Source organism: Lysobacter enzymogenes (assembly GCF_900106525.1).
GTDB classification, from domain to species: Bacteria; Pseudomonadota; Gammaproteobacteria; order Xanthomonadales; family Xanthomonadaceae; genus Lysobacter; species Lysobacter enzymogenes.
The window spans coordinates 56,720-77,766 of record NZ_FNOG01000016.1 but is presented as its reverse complement, the minus strand read 5'-3'; the positions used below and the strand labels follow the sequence as shown (position 1 = coordinate 77,766).

The 21,047-nt window shown below is 68.8% G+C and carries 3 protein-coding genes; all 3 read right to left on the bottom strand.

Going from position 1 to position 21,047, the window contains the following annotated elements:
* On the bottom strand, positions 1-4,001 hold a 4,001-nt coding region (locus BLU84_RS27420; protein WP_170849247.1), incomplete at its 3' end, for a non-ribosomal peptide synthetase.
* On the bottom strand, positions 4,001-10,648 hold the full coding sequence (locus BLU84_RS25130) for a non-ribosomal peptide synthetase (protein WP_074873705.1): 6,648 nt from the start codon (positions 10,646-10,648) through the stop codon (positions 4,001-4,003). The genes BLU84_RS27420 and BLU84_RS25130, both read right to left, overlap by 1 nt.
* A complete protein-coding gene (locus BLU84_RS25125) occupies positions 10,648-20,289 on the bottom strand; it encodes a non-ribosomal peptide synthetase (RefSeq protein ID WP_074873703.1) in 9,642 nt (3,213 codons plus the stop codon). The genes BLU84_RS25130 and BLU84_RS25125 overlap by 1 nt, the downstream gene beginning before the upstream one ends.
* Between the last annotated feature and the right edge of the window lie 758 nt (positions 20,290-21,047).

Genomic DNA, 21,047 nt, shown 5'->3' with positions numbered 1-21,047 from the left:
GGACGCGGCTTGTCCAAAGGCAGACCGTGCACGACCGGAACGCCGGCCAACGCCTCGCGCCAGTAGCCGACCTGCTCGCCCAGCACCGCTTCACCCAGCGCGCCCTGTTGCCAGGCAGCGTAATCGCCGTACTGGAACGGCAGCGCCGGCAACGGATTCGGTTGGCCTTGGCGGAACGCGTCGTACAGCGCCATGAACTCGCGGGTCAGGATCGTCATCGACGTCCCGTCCGTGGCGAGGTGGTGGATCGTCAGCAATACCGCGTGGCGAGTCGGACTCAACTCCACCAAGCGGCCAGCCATCACGCCGTCGGCAGTCAGGTCGAACTCGCGGCGCGCTTCTTGCGCCATCAGCATCTGCAGCGCTTCGTCCTGCGCCAGCGGCGCCAAGCCGCTCAGATCGACACGCTCCAGAGTCACCGGCGCCGCCGAGTTCACCCGCTGCTCGACTTCGCTGCCTTGCGCGACGTAAGTGGTGCGCAGGATCGCGTGACGCTCCACCAGCGCATTCAGCGCAGCCATCAGCGCGTCGTGGTCCAGCGCGCCGTCCAGCGCCAAGCCCACACGCAGGTTGTAGTGCGAGCTACCGTCTTCAAGCTGGGTCAGGAAGTGCAGACGGCGCTGGGTGTGCGACAGCGAATAGCGGTCGCGATCCAGCGGCGTGATTACGTCCTGCGGCGCGCCAAGGTCGGCCGTGGTGTCGCCAAGCAAGCCCGCCTGTTCGGCGATGGTCTGATGCAGGAATACATCGGCCAGCCGCAGTTGGCGGCCGAACACTGTGTTGATCTCCAGCACCAGCCGCGTCGCCAACAGCGAGTGGCCGCCGACCGCGAAAAAGTTCTGGCGAACGCCCAGGTCGGCGCGGCCGAGCACTTGCTGCCAGATCGACAGCAGCTGCTGTTCGGTCGGCGTGCGCGGCGCGACGATCGTCTCATCGGCCTGCAACTGCGGCGCCGGCAAGGCATTGCGGTCGATCTTGCCGTTGGGCGTCATCGGCAAACGATCCAGCACCACGAACGCCGACGGCATCATGTAACCCGTCAGTTCGCGCGCCAGCTGACGCTTGCACTCCAGCACCCATTCGGCTTCGTCGCCGATTTCGCCGTCGGCGACCAGGTACGCCGCCAGCAGCGCTTCGCCGCCGACCGGCTCATGCAGCGTCACCGCCGCTTCGCGCACGCCCGCCAGCGCGCACAGCCGCGCCTCGATCTCGCCCAGCTCGACGCGATGGCCGCGGATCTTGACCTGCGCATCGCAGCGGCCGACGTAAAGCAGCTCGCCGTGGCCCAGCCAGCGCACCAGATCGCCGGTGCGGTAGACGCGCTCGCCGTTGCTCATGCGCACGAATCGCTCGGCGGTCAGCTCGTCGCGGCCCAGATAGCCGCGGCTCACGCCGTCGCCGCCGATCAGCAGTTCGCCCTGCACGCCGACCGGCACTTCGTTCAGCGCCTCGTCCACCACGTAGAACCGGGTGTTGCCGATCGGGCGGCCGATGCTGACCGCGCGGTCGCTGCCCAATTGCGCGTATGACGACCAGATCGCGGTTTCGGTCGGTCCGTAAAGATTGATGATCTTCGCCTGTGTGTGCCGCTCCAGGCGCTCGATCAGCGGCGCCGGGCAGGCTTCGCCGCCGACCATCAGCAACTGCAGGCCTGCCAGCGCGTCGCAGAACTCCGGCAGCTCCATGTACATGCGCAACAACGACGGCGTGCATTGCAGATGGGTCACGTCGTAGCGCGCCATCAGCGCGGCGAACGAATGGCCGGGTTCGGCGTGGCGCTGGTGATCGCCGATGATCACGGTGAAGCCCTGCGCCAGCGGGCACAGCAACTCCAGGATCGAGATATCGAACGAATAGGCGGTGACCGCGAGCCAGACGCCGCGGTCCAGTTCCAGGCACTCCTGCATTGACGCGCGGAAGTTGCTGAGTTGGCGGTGTTCGACCATCACACCCTTGGGGCGGCCGGTCGAACCGGAGGTGTAGATCACGTAGGCCAGATCGGCGCCGTCGATGCCCACTTCTTGCAAACCGCCGTCGTGCTCACCGACTTCGTCGATGTAGATCGCGCCAACGGTTTCAGACAACTCGGTGAGGCTGGCGCGTAAGCTGCGCTCGGTCACTACCAACTGCAACCCGCTGTCTTCAACGATGTAAGCCAACCGCGCCGCCGGATAGCTCGGATCCAGCGGCACATACGCCGCTCCGGCGCGGTGGATGCCCAACAGGCCGACCATCATGTCCACCGTGCGCGGCAGGTACACGCCGACCAGGCTGCCCGGCCCTGTTCCCTTCGCCCGCAGCGCCTGCGCCAAGCCATCGGCACGCGCCAACAAGCTTCGATAGTCGAGACGCTGTTCACCGTCATCGACCGCAATCGCGTCCGGCGTGCGCTGCGCCTGCTCAGCGATCTGCGCCGGCAGCGGCAGGTTGCCGTAGTCTCGATCCGTCGCGTTCCACGCCGCCAACTGCTCGCGGTCTGCATCCGACATCGCGCTCAGCGACGACAGCGCCCGGCGGCTGTCGGCCACCGCGGCCCGCGCCAGGGTCTGGAAACCGCTTGCCAGACGCTCCACCGTCGCGCGTTCGAACAGCGTGGTGGCAAAGCCCCACTGCAGCTCCAGCGCGTCGCCGCGCGACTGCACCGTCAGCTCCAGGTCGAAGCGGATGTTGTGGGTGTTCGCTGCCAGCGGCTCCACCCGCAGGCCGTCCAGGACCAAGGATTGCTGCTCGTAGTTCTGGAACGCCAGGAACACCTGGATCAACGGGTGATGGCTCAGGTTGCGCTCGACCTGCAGCGTTTCCACCAGCAGCTCGAACGGCACGTCCTGGTGCCGGAACACCGACGCGGCCTGTGCTTTATGCGCTTCCAGCAGCGCTGCGAAATCCTGTTCCCACGCCAGCTGATGGCGGAACACCAGGGTATTGGCGAAGAACCCAACCAACGCCGCGGTTCCCGGCTGGTTGCGCCCGGCGGCCGGCACGCCGATCACCACGTCGCGGCTGCCGGCGTATTTGCCCAGCAGCACCGAGAACAGCGCCTTGACGACCAGGAACATCGTGCAGCCGTGGCGTTGCGCCAGCTCGGTCAGGCCGGCCAGCAATTCGCCGTCGAGGCGTTGGCGATGCACCGCGCCAACGTAATCGGGCTGCGGCGGACGCGGCTTGTCCAAAGGCAGACCGTGCACGACCGGAACGCCGGCCAGCGCCTCGCGCCAATAGCCGACCTGCTCGCCCAGCACCGCTTCGCCCAGCGCGCCCTGTTGCCAGGCCGCGTAATCGCCGTACTGGAACGGCAGCGCCGGCAGCGGATTCGGTTGGCGATTGCGGAAAGCGTCGTACAGCGCCATGAACTCGCGGGTCAGGATCGTCATCGACGTCCCGTCCGTGGCGAGGTGGTGGATCGTCAGCAACACCGCGTGGCGGGTCGCGTTCAGCGCTACCAGGCGGCCGGCCATCACGCCGTCGGCGGTCAGGTCGAACTCGCGGCGCGCTTCCTGCGCCATCAGCATCTGCAGCGCTTCGTCCTGCGCTTGCGGCGCCAAGCCGCTCAGATCGACGCGCTCCAGGGTCACGGGCGTCGCCGAGTTCACCCGCTGCTCGACGTCGCTGCCTTGAGCGACGTAAGTGGTGCGCAGGATCGCGTGACGCTCCACCAGCGCATTCAATGCCGCCATCAACGCGTCGTGATCCAACACACCGTCCAGCGCCAAGCCCACACGCAGGTTGTAGTGCGAGCTACCGTCTTCGAGCTGGGTCAGGAAGTGCAAACGGCGCTGGGTGTGCGACAACGGATAGCGATCGAGCGCCAGCGCCGCGATCGCGCCGCTCGGACGCGACCGCGCAGCCAAATGCGCAACCACGGCATCGCGATGCTCGCGCACGCGTTCGCGCAGCTCGGCAGTGAACTGCCCGGGCTTGGCCTTGAACGCCAGCTGGCCCTTGTCGAGGTAGAGCACCACGCCCGCGTCCAGCGCGGCCTTGACGATCCCGGCGGCGTCCATCACACCAACCCCGATTCGGCGTACTCGTCGCTGTCGACCGACTCTTCCTGCTCGCGGCGCTCGGCGTCTTCGACCAGCCGCTCGACGATCGCCGCCACGCCGCGCACGGTCGCGGCGGAGAAGAAGTCGTTGAACTGGAAATTCTCGCCGCTGAGACCGTATTTCTCGCGCAACGCGGTGATCACCCGCACCGCCAGGATCGAATTTCCGCCCAGGGCGAAGAAATTGTCGGTGACGCCGATCGTTTCCTTCTGCAGCAGCGCGCGCCAGACCTCGACGATGCCCTCTTCGAAGCGGTTCGCCGGCGCCACGTATTCGTTCTTGGCCGCGGCGGCGAAATCGCGCGTGGGCAGGTTGCGCCGGTCGACCTTGCCGTTGGCGGTCAGCGGAATCGACTCCAGGCCGATGCACAGGTCCGGGACCATGTACGCCGGCAGCGACTCGCGCAGCCCGGTGCCGATCCACTCGGCCAGCGCCGCATCGCTCCAGCGCGGCGTCGCCAGTGCGGCCGCCGTCGCGGGCACCACATAGGCGACGAGGCGGCGTTCGTTCTTCTCGCCCACCGTCATCACCACCGCTTCCTTGACGCCATCGAGCTTGACCAGTTGGCTCTCGATCTCGCCCAGCTCGATGCGATAGCCGTTGATCTTGACCTGGCTGTCCTCGCGGCCGAGGAATTCCAGATCGCCGTCGCCCATCCAGCGCGCCAGATCGCCGGTGCGGTACAAACGGCCGCCGTCGGCCGCGGCGATGAAGCTGGCTTCGGTCTTGCGCGCATCGCCGTAATAGCCCAGCGCCACGCCGATGCCGCCGATGTAAAGATCGCCTCGCACCCATAGCGGACACGGCTGCCCTTCGACGTTGAACACGTGCATGCTCTGGTTTTCCAGCGCGCGGCCGTAGGGCACGCTGCGCCATTGCGGATCGATCTCCTGCACGTGGTAGCCGACCGACCAGATCGAGGCCTCGGTGGCGCCGCCCAGGCTGTAGATCGTCGCCGCCGGCAGCGCCGCGCGGATCTGCCCGGGCAGGTCGAGCGGAATCCAGTCGCCGCTCATCATCACCACCCGCAGCGAGGAATCGTCGCCGCTGCGGTCGCGTTCGATTTCGTCGAACAGCAGCTTGGCCAGCGCCGGCACGCTGTTCCAGACGCTGACGCGATGGCGCCGGATCTGTTCGCGCCAGGCCTGCGGATCGCGCGTGTGGTTCGCGCCCGGCATCACCAGCGCGGCGCCGACGGCAAGCGCGCCGAAGATGTCGTACACCGACAGATCGAAATTGAGCTCGGAAATCGCGAATACGCGATCGTCCGGCCCGACCGCGAAGCGCCGGTTGATGTCGTCGATGGTGTTGACCGCGCCGGTGTGATCGATCATCACGCCCTTGGGCTGACCGGTCGAACCGGAGGTGAAGATGGTGTAGGCCAGGTCCGAGGCCTGCTGCACGGTCTTGCCACGCTCGGCGTAGCCGGCCAGCTCCTCGGGCGTATGCAGCGCGACGGTCTCGACCTGCAGCGACCCAGCCAGCGCGCCGGTGTCGGTCGATTCCTGCACCAGGACCACTCGCGTCTGCGTCTGTTCCAGCAAGTAGTCGATGCGCTGTTGCGGCAGGCTGGCGTCGATCGGCAGGTAGGCGCCGCCGGCCTTGAGGATCGCCATCACCGCCACGACCTGCTGCCAGCCCTTGCGCATCAGCACGGCGACGTGCTGATTGGCGACTACGCCGTGCGCGCGCAGGCGCGCGGCGAGCAGGTTGCTCTCGTGGTCGAGCCGGGCGTAGGACAGCTCGACGTCCGGCGCGATCACCGCCGGCGCGTCGGCGAAGCGCGCGACGTTGTCGACGAACAGCTCGTGCAGCAGACGCGGCTCGCGCTCCGCCGCGGTGTCGTTGCTGGCGTCGATCAGCGCGCGCTGATGCGGCGGCAGCAGCGCCAACGTGCGCGCGGCGCGCGCCTCGGGTTCGTCGGCCAACCGCTCCAGCCAGCCGACGTAGGCGCCGAACATGTCGTCGAGCACGCCCGGGAAGAACAGCGCGTCCACGCAGTTCCAGGTGATGGCGACGCTGTCGCCGTCGTCGTAGACTTGGCAATCGAGGTAGACCTGCGAGGTCTGGGTCGCGCCGATCGAGGTCGAGCCGTTGTTCATCAGCTGCTGGGCGCGGCTTTCCAGTTCCTCGGCCTGGCGGAACCCGACCAGGCCGGTGAACACCACCGGCATCAGCGCCGCGCCGGCCGACTTGCCGCGGCCCATCAGCTGGCGCAGCACGTCGATGCCGTTGAACAGGCGATGGTCGATGTCGCTGAGCAGCTGCCGCTGGGTCTGCGCGGCGCGCTCGACGAAGCTGGAGTGCGGCGTGGTGTGGATCTCCAGCAGGCTCGAAGAGGTGAAGTCGCCGATCAGGCGCTCCACGTCGCGATGCAGCGGCAGGCGGTTGAACAAGGTGAGGTTCAAGGTGAAATCGCGGCGCGCGCCCCAATAGCCGAGCACGTCGGAGAACGCGGTCGCCAGCAGGCAGATCGGCGTGACCCGCAGCTCGGCGGCGCAGGCGCTCAGCCGCTCCCAGGTCTGCCGTTCGAGCCGGTGGTTGCGGCGCACGAACACCGGCTTGTCCAGCTGCGAAGGGTCCAGCGCCAGCGGCAGCTCGGGCGCCGGCGGCAGCGTGTCGATCCGCTCCATCCAGTAGCGGCTCGCTTCGCGATAAGCCTCGCTGTGCTTGAGCTGCGCTTCGGCCAGCACGTAGTCGCGGAAGGAAATCTCCAGCTTGGGCAGCGACGCGGCCGGATCGAGGTACAGCTCCAGCAGCTCGCGCACCAGGATCGCGCGGCTGCGCGCGTCCATGATGATCGCGTCGGTACACACGTGCAGGCGGCTCACGCCGCCGGGCAGCAGGGTCACGCGGAAGTCGAAGATCGGCCAGCGGTGCACCGAACGCACCTGGCTGCGCATTTCCTCGCGCAGGCCGTGCAGGTGTTCCTCCAGCGCGGGCTCCGGCCGGTCGGAGTAGTCGAACAGCTGGATCCGGTAGTCGGGAACGTTCTTGAGGATGCGCTGCTCGCCGTTGTCGCCGATCACCGCGCGCAGCATGTCGTGGCGGGCGATGATCGCGTGCAGGGCGTCGGCCATGCGCGGGTGGTCGTAGTCGGCGATGTCGTGTTCGACATAGCCCTGGGTGGCGACGTTACCCAGCTCGAACGCGCTGCTGCGACCGATCCAGTAGGCCTGCTGGATCGCGGTCAGCGGGAACGGCTCGTGGCGATTAGCCGGATCGGCTTTCAGTGCGGCCGATTCTCCACGGTGGCCGGCGTCGCTGCCGCGCTTGGTTTCGATCAGCTGCGCGCAGCCGGCGATGGTCGGCGAGTCGAAGAATTCGCGCAGCGACAGGTCGGCGTCGAAGCGCCGGGCCACCGCGGTGATGATCTGCAGCGACTTGAACGAGTTGCCGCCCAGGGCGAAGAAGTTGTCTTCGACGCCGACGTCCTCAGCGCCGAGCACCTGCGCCCAGATCGCCGCCAGCTCGCGCTCGAGCTGCGAACGCGGCAGCACCGCGGCGGCCTTGGGCACGCGGCTGGTATCCCAGGCGCGCATGCTCTTGCGGTCGATCTTGCCGCTGGCAGTGTACAGCAACGCCGGCACCGCCGAGATCGCCGCCGGCACCATGTACGGCGGCAGGATCGAGGCCACGCGCTGGCGGATCGCGCGCTCCAGCTGCGGCCACGCGGCGGCGTCGCTGTCGCCTTCGACGACCACGAACGCAGCGACGTAGGCCTCGCCGTCGTCGGCCTCAGCGGCCTTGGGCACCACCACGCAGGCGCGCACCTGCGGACAGTCCAGCAGCACCGTCTCGATCTCTTCCGGCTCGATGCGCTGGCCGTTCAACTTGAACTGGTTGTCGCGGCGGCCGAGGAAGCGGATCGAGCCGTCGCGCAGCAGATAGCCCATGTCGCCGGTGCGATAGGCGCGCCGTTGCGCGCCGACGGCGGCGAAGCGCTCGCCGGTCAGCTCGGGCAGATTGAGGTAGCCCTCGGCCAGGGCCGGGCTTTCCACCACCAACTCGCCAGGCTCGTAAGCGTCGGCGGCCTCGCCGTCTTCGGCGATCACGCGCAGGCGCGAACCCGGCACGACATCGGCGAGATAGCGACAGGCCTCCAGGCCTTCGCTCACCCGCCGCGAATGCAGCGACACCAGCGTGGCTTCGCTGCTGCCGTACAGATTGGCGACCTCGCACTGCGGCGGCAGGCATTGCGCGGCCAGGCGCAGCGTGGCTGCGTCGGGGGCTTCGCCGCCGAACACCGCCGCGCGCAACGCCGGGAACGCGCGCCCCTGCGCCTGCGCGAACAGGTATTTGAATACGCTGGAAGAGGAGTGATAGATCGTGATGCCGGCGTCGATCGCGTCCAGCACCTCGTCCGCCGCGCTCTTCTTCAGGTCCATCAGCTGCAGGCAGGCGCCGCTGGTCAGCGCGGCGAACATGTCCAGCACGGCCGCGTCGTGGCTGAAGGAGGCGACCTGCAGCAACCGGTCGTGCGCGCCGATCTGCAACTGCGACACGTAGCAATCGACGTAGTAAGCGACGTGGCGATGGCGCTGCAGCACGCCCTTGGGCTTGCCGGTCGAGCCGGAGGTGTACAGCACATAGGCCAGCTCGGCCTGCCGCGCCTGCGTCAGCGGCGGCACGTCGCCGCGCGGCGCGCCGATGTCGATCAACTCCACCGCGCCCAGATCGGCCACCACCGCCTGGGTGCGCGCGTTCTTGACCACCTGGCCGATGCCCGCGTCTTCGACGATGTAGCGCAGGCGCTCCAGCGGGTAGTCCGGATTCAGCGGCACATAGGTCTTGCCCGCCTTGATGCAGGCCCAGATCGCCACGACCATGTCGACGCCGTGGTTCAGGCACAGGCCGATGCGAGACGATTCGTGCGCCGCCAGAACGCCGGCGAAACCATCGCTGAGCTCATCGAGCTCGCGATAGCCGATTTCGCGCCCCTCGGCGCGCAGCGCCACCGCGTCCGGACGCTGCGCCACCTGGCGCGCGAAGCGCTCCAGCACCGTCGTGGTATCGACCTGCGCTTCGCTGCGATCCAGCACGGCTGCCGCTTCGCTGCCGTCGAACAACGGGTAATCGACGATGCGGCGGTCCGGGTCGGCGGCGATCGCATCCAGCAGGCGTTCGAACTGGCGGCTCAGGTAAGCCAGGGTGTCGGCTTCGAACAATGCCTCGCGCGCCACCCAGGCGAGTTTCAGGCCGCCGTCTTCCTCGCTCGCGTACAGGTTCAGCTCGTACTTGGCGGTGTCGACCTGGGCGCTGTCGTCGGCGCGGATCGTGCAGCCCGACAGCTCCACCGCGACCTGCTCGTTGTTCTGCAGCACGAACCAGATCTGGAACAGCGGGTTGTAGGCGGCGCTGCGCGGCGGATTGAGTTCCTCCACCAGCAGTTCGAACGGCAGATATTGGTACTCGTGGACCGACAGGTTTTGGTCCTTGTTCGCGCGCAGGTGCTCGGCGAAGCTGCGCTGCGGGTCGAAGCGGTTGCGCAGCACCACGGTGTTGATGAATAAGCCGATCAGCGGCTCGAGCGCGGCGTCGATGCGGCCGGACATCGGCGTGCCGACGACGATGTCGCGTTCGTGGCTGAAGCGGTGCAGCAGCAGCGAGAACGCGGTCTGCAGCAGCATGAACAAAGTCGCGCCGCGGGCGCCGGCCACGCTCTTGAGCCGGCCCAGGCGGGCGCCATCGATGCGCTGCTCGACCCGGACCGCGGCCACGTCCGGCTCGGCCAGACGGGCATGATCGAGCGGCAGCGAGTGGATCTCGGGGATGTCCTTGAGGTAGTCCTTCCAGAACTCGACCGCGCGCGCCTTGGCCGGCCCTTGCAGCAGCTCGCGCTGCCAGCCGGCGTAGTCGGCGTACTGGATCGCTAGCGCCTGCGGCGCCTCGTCGCGGCCGGCCAGCGCCTGCGCGTAGAAGGTCTTGAGTTCCTTGACGAACGCGCCCAGCGACCAGCCATCGGAGGCGATGTGGTGCATGCACAGCACGATCGCGTGCTCGCGCTCGGCCAGCTTCGCCACCTGCAGGCGCAGCATCAGCCCCTGTTCCAGGTCGAACGGCGCCTGCGCGTCCTCGCGCACCCACTGCGCCAGCGCGCTGTCGCGCTGCGCGGGCGGCTGCGCGGACAGGTCGACGAAGGCGAACGGCGGCTCGCACTGGGCGTTGACGAACTGGAAGAATGCGCCGTCGAGTTCGACGATGTTGGTGCGCAGCACCTCATGGCGCTCGACGATGCGCGCCACCGCCTTGCGCAGCGCTTCGATGTCGAGCGCGCCCTGCGCGCGGAACACGCCCTGGATATTGAACTGACGGCTGCCGCCGCCGAGGCGGTCGACCAGCATCAGCTGCTGCTGCCCGTAGGACAGCGGCGCGTCGCTCTCGCGCTCGCGCCGCACGATCGGCGGCAGCGTCGGCGAAGCGCCGGCCTGGGCTTCCAGGTAACGCAGGTAATCGACGATGGCCGCCTTGTTGGCGGCGATTTCCTCGCGCAGCGCCGCGGGCACGCCGCTGCCGGCCGGCGCCCGGTAGGAAAGACCGCCGTCCTTGAGGAACAGGACGACTTCCATGCCCAGCGCTTTCTCGATGATTGCTTCCGGTGACATTAGAAACTTCCCTCTTCGATGCCGGCGCCCGATTCGAGCATGGATTTTTCCTTGGCCAGCAGCCTGCCGTAGCGCCGCTTCGCGTCGATCAGGCGCGCCGTCGCTTCGATGCTTGGGTGGTGGAAGAACTCTTTGACGCTCAACGAGGCCTCGTCCAGTTCGAAGGCCTTGACCGCCTTGGCGACGAACCGGGTCGCCAGCAGCGAATGCCCGCCCAGTTCGAAGAAGTCGTCGTCGATGCCGATCTCGTCCTGGCCCAGCAGCTCGCGCCACAGCGCCAGCAGTTGCGCTTGCGTTTCGTTTTCCGGCGCGCGCAGCCGGCGCGCGAAGCGCCAGCCCGGTGCGGCCTCGGCCTGGCTTTCCAGCGCGCGCTTGTCGATCTTGCCGTTGGGCGTGAGCGGCATCGCGTCCAGCAGCACGAACTTGGCCGGGATCATGAAGCCCGGCAGCCGCCCGGTCAGGGTCTGCCGCACCTGCGCGAACACCGCGTCGGCACCATCGCCCTCGCCCGCGCCGCCGGCGCGCGCCACCACGAAGCAGACCAGCGACTTCTCGCCGCCTGCGTCCTCGCGCACCACGGTCATCGCCTGCTGCACCTGTGCGCAGCCGGCGACGATCGCGTCGATCTCGGCGGTTTCGACCCGGTAGCCGCGGATCTTGACCTGATGATCGGCGCGCCCGACGTAATGGAACACGCCGTCGGCGTCGATCCGCGCCAGATCGCCGGTGCGATACAGGCGGCCCGCGCCCGGCAGCACCTCGTCGAGGAAACTCTTGCGCGTCAGTTCGTCCAGATTGACGTAGCCGTTGCTGACGCCGAGCCCGCCCAGGAACAATTCGCCGATCGCGCCGCGCGGCTGCAGCTTCATGCGCTCGTTGAGCACATAGGCCGAGCAGTTGTGGATCGGCCGGCCGATCGGCACGGTGACCGCGTGGCCGGCGGCCTCGTCCTTGGCGTAGTCGGCGGCGATGGCGATGTCGGTGCACTCGCTGGGCCCGTACATGTTCAACAGCCGCGCCCGACACTGCGCGCTCTGCAGCCAGGCGCGCAGATGGCTCAGCCGGATCGCTTCGCCGCCCAGCGCGAGCAGGCGCAGCGACGCCAGCGCCGGCCAGCGCTCGGGCGCTTCGACCAGCTGATAGGCCGCGCTCGGCGCGCAGTTGATCACCGTCACCTGCTGCGCACCGATCAGCGCCGCGATCGCGGCCGGGTCGAAGTATTCGTCGGGAATCGCCAGCGTCCCGCCGGCCAGCAACGGCGCGAACAGGTTCTTCTGGGTCATGTCGAAGCCGATCGAGCCGATCAGCAGGCAGCGGTCGTCGGCGCCGAAACCGTAGTCGTGCAGGTACCACAACACCAGGTTGAGGAAGCTCTCCTGGCGCACCATCACGCCCTTGGGCTGGCCGGTGGAGCCGGAGGTGTAGACGACGTAGGCCAGGCTCTTCGGGTTCAGGCGCCGGGTCGCGCGCAGCACCGCCGGGTCGTCGGAATAGCGTTGGTAATCGGCGTCGAAGCCGTCGTCGTCCATGCAGCCGATCGCCAGTTCCGGCGCGCGCTGGTCGAGCTTGTCGAGCGACTCGCGGTCGCACAGCAGCAGCGCCGCGTCCGAGTCGCGCAGGATGTAGTCCACCCGCTGCGCCGGATAGCCCAGGTCGACCGGCAGATACGGCGAGCCGGACTTCATGATCGCCATGATCGCCACCACCAGCTCGATCCCGCGCGTCATGTAGATCGCGACCGGCCGGCCGCCGGCGTAGCCGTTGGCGATCAGCCAGTTGGCCAGGCGGGTCGAGCGCGCGTCCAGTTCGGCGTAGCTCAGCCGGCGCTCGCCGTGGATCACCGCCAGCGCATCGCCCTGGCTCTGGGCGACCTGCTCGAATCGCTCGCAGATCAGGCCGCCGGCCGCGAGCTGCGCCGGCAGCGCGCGCGGCGGCGCCAGCAGCGCCTCGCGTTCGGCGCCGCCGACCAACTCGATCTCGTGGATGCGCGCATCGGCGTCGTCGGCCACCGCTTCCAGCAGCAGCACGAACGAATCGAACAGACGGGCGATGGTCTGCTGCGAGAACAGCGCGGTGTCGTACAGCCACTGGCAGGCCAACCCGTCGTCCTGCTCGGACAGCATCAGCTCCAGATCGAACTTCACCGGCCGTTCGCCGTCTTCGTCCAGCACCCGGAACGCGAGTCCGGGCAGATCGAGCTTCGCCAGCTTGCGCGCCGGGTCGTCCTGCAGCGAGAACAGGATCTGGATGAGCGGCGCATGCGCAGGGTTGCGCACCTCGGTCAGTTCGTCGACCAAGGCATCGAATGGGATGTGCTGATGCTCGAACGCGCCGAGGAAACCGTCGCGGCCGCGCTTGAGCAATTCGCTGAAGCTCAGGTTCTCGCGGCAGTCGGTGCGCAGCACCAGGGTGTTGACGAAGAAGCCGATCAAGGCCGCGGTTTCGGCGCGGTGGCGGTTGGCTACCGGGGTGCCGATCAGCACGTCGCGGTGTTCGCTCCAGCGCGCGACCAGCAGCGCGAACGCGGTCTGCAGCGCGACGAACAAGGTGGTGTCGTGGCGCCGGCTCAGGGTCTTGAGCCGCTCGGTAAGATCTGCCGGGATCCGCGTCGTCCAGCTGCGGCCGCGCAGCGACGGCGCGTCGCCGCGGGCGTAGTCCAGCGGCAGCGAATGGCATTGCGGCGCGCCGTCGAGCTGGCGGCGCCAGAACGCCACGCCTTCGTCCAGGCCGCCGGCGTCGGCCCATTCGCGCTGGTCGGCGGCGTGGTCCTTGTACTGGATCGGCAGCGGCGGCAGCTCGGCTTCGCGGCCTTCCAGCAAGCCGGCGTAGAGCTCGCCGAACTCAGCGATCAACCGGTCCGCCGACCAGCCGTCGGCGGCGATGTGGTGCAGGGTCAGGAACAGCACCGCCGCGTCGTCGCCGGTGCGCAGCAATGCGGCGCGCAGCAGCAGATCGCGCTTGAGGTCGAACGCGGCGTTCTGCTCGCGCTCGCGCAGGCGCCGCACTTCGGCGTCGCGATCCGCGCTTGATGCCGACAGCCGCTCCAGGGTCAGGGTCGCGGTCTCGTCGACGATCTGCACCGGGTGGTCGCCGGCATCGACCGCGAACACCGTGCGCAGGCTTTCATGGCGCGCGACGATCCGGCGCAGCGCGGTTTCGATCAGCTCCGGCTCGATCCGCCCAGTCAGCTGCAGCGCCACCGGCATGTTGTAGTGGCGGCTGCCCTGCTCCAACCGATCGATGAACCAGATTCGCTGTTGTTCGAACGACAGCGGATGCTCGCGTCCTTCGCGGCGGCGCGGTTCGCTCGCGGCCGGCGCAGCGGCGGCGGGACCGGCTTCACGCAGCTGGGCGTCGATGAAGCGCGCCAGCCCCGCGATGCTGGCGTGGTCGAAGAACTGGCGATAGCTCGGGCGCACGCCGAAGCGCGCATGGATCGCGGTGAGCACGTCGGAGATCAGCAGCGAATAGCCGCCGGACTCGAAGAAACCGCGGTCCGGATCGGCCTCGCCGGCGCCGAGCAGCGCGGTCCAGACCTCGCTGACCGCCTGTTCGGTCGGGCTCAACGGCCGCGCCGGCGCGCGCAGAGGCGCTGAGAGTTCCAGCGCCGCCAGCGCCTTGCGGTCGATCTTGCCGCTGCGGTTCAACGGCAGCGCGTCCAGGGCGACGATGAAGCTCGGCACCATGTACGCCGGCAGCTTGGTTTCCAGTTGCCGGCGCAGGTCGTCGGCCAGCGTCGCATCCGCGTCCGCTGCAGTAACGACGAAAGCCGCGAGCACGCGCTCGTCGCCGGCCAGCGTTCTGACGCAGACCGCGACCTCGGTGATGCCCGCCTGCGCGGCGATGCATTGCTCGACCTCGGCGCATTCGACCCGGTGGCCGCGGATCTTGACCTGTTCGTCGATGCGGCCTTCGAACAGCAGGTCGCCGTCGGGCAGCCGGCGCACGCGGTCGCCGGTGCGATAGATCGGCAGGCGGCGGCCGTCGTCCAGGGTCAGCTCGACGAAGGCCGCGCGGGTCTGCTCGGGCTTGTTCAAATAGCCCTTGGCCAGGGCGGCGCCGGAGATGCACAACTCGCCGACCGCGCCGTGCGGCAGCGCGCGCAAGCTCTTGTCGAGCACGTGCAAGCCCAGCCCGTCCATCGCCTGGCCGATGCTGAGCCGGCCGTAGGTTTCGTTGATGCCGCCGATGCTGGCGCACACCGTCGATTCGCTGGGGCCGTAGGCGTTGATGAAGCGGCAATGCGCCGACCAGCGCCGCGCCTCGTCCAGCGAGATCGCCTCGCCGGCCGAAATCGCGTGGGTCAGCGTCGGCCACGCGGACGGCTGCAGGCGCTTGAGCACGACCGGCGGCAGGGTCGCGTGGGTGACGCGGTGCGCGGCCGCCCACTGGGTCAGCGCGGCCGCATCGGGCACGGTGTCCTCGGGCACCAGCACCAGCTCCGCGCCGGAGGCCAGCGCGGTGCTCCACTCGGACACGGCGGCGTCGAAACTGAAGGACGCGAACTGCAGCACGCGCGAGCGCTCGTCGATGCCGAACGCCGGCGACTGCGCCAGGGCGAGGTTGATCAGGCCGCGATGGGCGATCAGCACGCCCTTGGGTTGCCCGGTCGAGCCGGAGGTGTAGATCACATAGGCGTCGCTGTCGGGCGACAGGCCGACCCGGGCCGGGGCGATATCGTCCGCGTCGAATCCGGCCAGCTCGGCCGGCAGCGCCGCATCGTCCAGGCACAGCAGCGCGCGCTTGGCGAAGACTTCGGCGTTGTCCGCGGCCAACGTCTGCGTGGTCAGCACGCAGGCCGGATCGGCGTCGGCCAGCAGGTAAGCGCGGCGCGCCGGCGGATACGCCGGATCGACCGGCACATAAGCGCAACCGGCCTTGAGCGTCGCCAGCGTCGCCACGATCAGGTCGATGCTGCGCGGCAGGCACAGCGCCACCCGCGAACCGGGCGCGATGCCGCGCGCGAGCAGCAGCCGCGCCAGGCGGTTGGCGCTGCGGTTGAATTCGGCGTAGCTCAGCGCCTGCTCGCCGTAACGCACGGCGACGGCGTCGGGGCATTGCGCGGCGCGGCGCTCCACCAACTGGTGCGCGCCGAGCACGTCGGCGGCCGCGCTGCTGGCGCCGGCATCGGCCTCGATGGCCGGCGCCAGCGCGATCTGGCCGATACAGCGCTCCGGCGCGTCGGCCAGTTGCTGCAACAGCTCGACATAGGCCGAGGCCAGCGCCTGCACCGAATGGCGTTCGAACAGCGCCGGCGCCGACACCCAGCGGCATTGCCAGCCGTCCTCACGGCGCGCGATCAGCAGTTCCAGGTCGAACTTGGTCGCCAGCGCGCGCTCGGGCAGGCGCTCCAGGCGCAGGCCGCCGGCTTCGCGCCGCTGCGGCAGGTCGTCCTGGAACGCGAACAGCACCTGGAAGATCGGATGCAGGCCCGGATCGCGCTGCGGCCGCAGCGCCTCGACCACGCGCTCGAACGGAATGTCCTGGTTGTCCAGCGCGGCCGCCGCCTGGCGCTGGAACTGCGCGAGGTAGTCGCTGAAGCGCTGCTCGGGCCGGAACCGGTGCGGATAGGCCAGCAGATTGACGAACATGCCGACCGAAGCGTCCAACTCCGGCGCGCCGCGGCCGAGCACCGGGCTGCCGATGGTCACCTCGTCGCTGTAGCTCCACTTGCACAGCAGCAGGGCGAACGCGCTCTGCAGCAGGCTGAATTCGGTGACTGCCATGCGCTGCGCGAGCCGCCGCAGCCGCGCCGCCAGCGCCGGCGCGATGGCGCATTCCAGCGGTTGCGCGGCCGCGGCCGCGCGGGCCGAGCGCGGCGCATCCAGCGCCAGCGCGTGCTGCGCCGGCGCGTCGCTGAGCAAGTCTTGCCAATACGCGAGCTGGCCGTCCCACGCGCCCTGCGCCAGCGCGGCCTGCTGCCATGCGGCGAAATCCAGGTACTGCCGTTGCGGCGCGGGCAAGTCGGCCGACTCGCCGCGCACCAGGGCGGCGTAGATCGTCAGAAACTCGTCGAACAGCACCCGGATCGACTGGCCGTCGGCGGCGATGTGGTGCAGGTTCAGCAGCAACACCGCGTGGCCGTCGTGCAGGCCGATCAACTGCGCGCGCAGCGGCAAGTCGTGGCCGAGATCGAACGGCGCCTGCGCATGGCGCAGTTGCGCCGCCTCGATCTGCGCGTCGCGCTCGTGTTCGCTCCAGCCGGCGCCGTCGATCTTGTCCAGGCGCCACGCCGGCGCGGCCAGCACGATCTGGCGCAGACCCTCGTCACCGTGACGATAGACCGTGCGCAAGGCCTCGTGCCGCTGCAGCAGCGCGGCCAGCGCGCGCTCGATCGTCGTCGCCTGCAGCGGCCCGTCGATGCGGTAGGCCACCGCCATGTTGTAACGGCCGGCTTCGGGCTCCTGCGCGCACAGGTACCACAGTTGGCGCTGCACCGCCGACGCCGGATACGACTGCGCATCACGCGCCAGCACCGGAATCTGCGCAGGCATCTGCGCCGACGCCTGCCACGGCGGCAGCGCGTCGATCCGCGCCGCGAGTTCGGACAAGCGCGAATGCGCGAACAGGTCGCCGACTTCGACCTTGCGCGCGCTCGCCTTGCGCAGTCGCGCGACCATCTTCACCGCCAGCACCGAGTCGCCGCCGAGGGCGAAGAAATCGCTGTGTCCGCCGAGCGCTTCGGCCGGCGCGAGCAGTTCCGACCAGACCTGCGCGACCTGCCGCTCGCGCGGCGTCGCCAGCGCCACCGGCGCTTCGGCGTCGCCGTCGTCGGCGGCCGGCAGGCGCGACTTATCGAGCTTGCCGTTGGTGTTGACCGGCAGCGCGTCGAGCGCGACGAACGCGGTCGGCACCATGTAGCCCGGCAGCGAGCGCGCCAGTTCGGCGCGCACCCGCGCCAGCGCGCCGTCCTCGGCCGCGCCCAGGCAGACGTAGGCGATCAACTGCGCCGGGCGCTCGCCTTCGGCCTTGCGGTGCACGACCGCGGCGTCGCGCACGCTGCCCAGTTGCAGCAATGCGGCGCGGATCTCGCTCAGCTCGATGCGGTAACCGCGCAGTTTGATCTGGTCGTCGTTGCGGCCCAGATACTGGAAACAGCCATCATTGAGCCGGCGCACGACATCGCCGGTGCGGTACAGCCGCGCCTCGGGCAGCGCGGCGGCGGCGACGAACTGGCGCTCGGTCAGTTCCGGCCGGTTGACATAGCCCACCGCCAGCCCGGCGCCGGCGATGCACAGCTCGCCGGGCAGGCCCGGCGGCACCAGCGCCAGATGCTTGTTGAGCACGTAGTGGCGATAACCCGGCAGCTGCGCGCCGATGGCGGTGCGGATCGGCGCCGGCTCGTCGGCGCGCACGCGCTTGACCAGCGAATAAACCGTAGCCTCGGTCGGGCCGTAGCCGTTCCACAGCTCCACGCCGCAGGCGAGCAGATCGTCGGCCAGTTCCGCCGGCAGCGGTTCGCCGGCACTGACCGCGCACTGCCCGGCGCGCGGCCGCCAGCCGGCGTTGTAGAGCTGCTTGAGCCGCGACGGCGTGGTCTGCACGAACGAGACGTCCGCCGCGTTGGCCAGCGCGGCCAACGCGAACGGATCGGCCAGCTGCGCCGACGTCGGCAGCACGCAGGTATTGCCCAGCGCCAGGCAGCCGAGCCATTCGACGATGGAGATATCGAAGGCCACGCTCGACATGAACAGCCAGCGGCCGCCATCGCCCAGACGCAGCCGGCGCACGAAGCCGCCGAGCAGGTTCTCGGCTGCGCCGCGCGCGATCAGCACGCCCTTGGGCACGCCGGTGGAACCGGAGGTGTAGAGGATGTACAGCGGATCGTCGGCGCCCACCGGCGCGGGCAGCGGCGCATGCACGCCCGTGGCCGCCTGCAGCGGTTCGATCTCGGCCCAGGCGGACACCGCCGCCGCTTCTTCCGCCGAGGTCTCGGGGCCGCGGTTGCACAGCACCAGCCGCGCGCCGCTGTCGGCGAGGATGTGGCGGGTGCGCAGCGCCGGGCTGTGCGGATCGATCGGCACGTACACCGCGCCCAGGCGGATCAGCGCCAGCAGCGCGACCACCAGTTCGGGCGAATGCGGCAGCAGCACCGCCACCCGGTCGCCGCGCGCGATGGCGTGATCGGCGCGCAACGCCGCGGCGACAGCGTCGACGCGCCGCCCCAGTTCGGCATAAGACACGCGACCGAACTCGCCTTCCAGGGCGATGCGCTGCGGCGATGCGGCGAACTGCCGGGCCAGGCGTTCGTCGAGATGGAAGCCCGGCAGCGCGATGCCGGCCTCGGCCTCGCACTCGCCTTCGGCCAGCGCCAGCAGTTCGCGCCGTTCCTGCGCGGTGACGCAATCCAGTCGCGCCAGCGGCCGCTGCGCGTCCTGCGCGAGCTGGTCGAGCAGGTGCTCGAAGCGCCGCATCACCGCGCCGATGTCCGCGGCGGAAAAATGCCCGAGGTTGTAGTCGAACAACAGCGCGCTGCCGTCGCGGCCCTGCGCGTCCCAATAGGTCACCAGCAGCGGCATCTGCTCGTGCCGGTGCGAGCAATACACCAGCCGACCCGGCGCGCCGCCGAAGCGCGGATCCTCGCCGACCGGCAGATAGCTGTAGCCGAAGTCGAACAGCCGGTCCTTCGGCCGCGGATTGTCGGCGTGGTTGGCCACGTCCATGACCGGGAAGCGACGGTGGCGCAGCAGCTCGCGCTGGCCGCGCCGGATCGCGTCGAGCACGCCGGCGATAGAGCCGGCGGCGTCGGCCTCGATCAGCAGCGGCAGCATCTGCGTGAGCAGGCCGATCTTGTTCTTCTCCGCCTCGCTCTGGCGGCCGTGCAGCGGAATGGCGACCACCACCGAGTCAGAGCCGTAGCTCTGGCTGAAGTAGACCGCCAGCACCGCCAGCACCAGTTGATGTCGCTCCACGCCCAGCGTCGCGCTCAGCGCCGACAGCTTGGCGTGCAGCGGCGGGGCGATCGGCAAGCTTGCGCGCTCGCTGCGGTCGCGCAGGTAGTCGGGCGCGTCGACCGGCACGGAAGTGAACAGGCTATCGTTGAAGCGCCGCACCTGCCCGGCCCAGTAATCGCGATCCTTGCGCCAACGCTCGCTGTCGAGATAAGCGCGGTCGCGCTCGACCAGTTCGGCGTTGTTCACTTCCACATGCGTCGCCAGCCAGTCGCCGGCGGGATCGTCGTAGAAGCGCGCCAACGCTGCGCCCCAGTTGACGAAACCGATGCCGTCCAGGGCGATGTGATGGCCCATGCCGACATAGAAATACAGCGCGTCGCTGAGCTTGAGCACGGCGGCGCGATACAACGCGGCGTCTTCCAGCGCGATCGGCGCGCAGAACAATTCGTCCAGCCACGCCTGCGCGGTGCGCTGCGGATCGTCCTGCATGGACAGATCGATCAGCGCCAGATCGGTATCGACCGCAGCAGCGTGGGTCTGGCGCACGCCGGTTTCGTCCACGGCGATGCGCAGCTTGAACGCTTCAAAGGTTTGCACCAGGCGCGCGTGCGCGTGGCGCAAGCGCTCCAGGTCCGGACGCTCCAGACGGATGTAGCCGCCGACGTTATAGAAGGGGTTGCCTTCGTTGCGGCACTGATGATGAAAGATGCCCGACTGAGCCGATGTCAGCGGTAACCACGTCTGCACTGGAAAGCTCCCTGCTCCGCAAACACGGCGCTACATCCTCAGCTGCGCCTGGGGTTCGTCGATTCGAATTCAGCGATGGTTGCTATCTAGATCGAAGGACCGACGCGCGCCGGTCCGGATGCCGTCCGCGTTCGCCCGTCGCGCCAGCGCGCATGCGCGTCGGCGGCCGGATCGATGGCGAAGGATCGCCGCGCCGACGCATGCATCCGCCGGCGCGAAGCCACGGCAACGCGCCCGCACTCGGCCGATGCGCGCGTCGCGGCACCGCCAGCTTCGGACAGAAAGCCTGGAAAACAAGGGAAATCCGCTAAATCCCCGGGCGAAACCCGATGCCGGCTGAGGCCGGCGCGGCCGTCGGCATGCGCGATCGCATGTCCGCAAGAACCGCCGTGCTGCTGTCTGGCTGCTGCCCGACCCGAGTGCGCGCTGGAACGACAAGGACGACAAGAACTGCAAGAACGCAAACGCACTTCCATATAAGCCCGCTCCTACTGGTAACGACGGCACTGCCTGGCATTACGCGTGCTTCGCAACTTCGTCGCGCAGGAAAACCTCGCCGTGCGCGCACTAGCGTGCGGGCTCGGCCTCAGAGATTTTTCACATGAATGAATACGTGCGACGCAGTTGTATTCCGTTGCGAGCCGAGTGCTCATTCGAAGCAGCATCGGTGTCGCATGATGATGCTTCGAAGTGCCAAGGTGTGCAAGGTAGGTGAGTATCTTTTGTGCAACGTCTTTGTGTGACGCACTGCTTGAACC

Excerpts from the sequence above, each read along its gene's own strand:
- BLU84_RS25130 (WP_074873705.1), bottom strand. The coding sequence starts at position 10,648 with ATGTCACCGGAAGCAATCATCGAGAAAGCGCTGGGCATGGAAGTCGTC.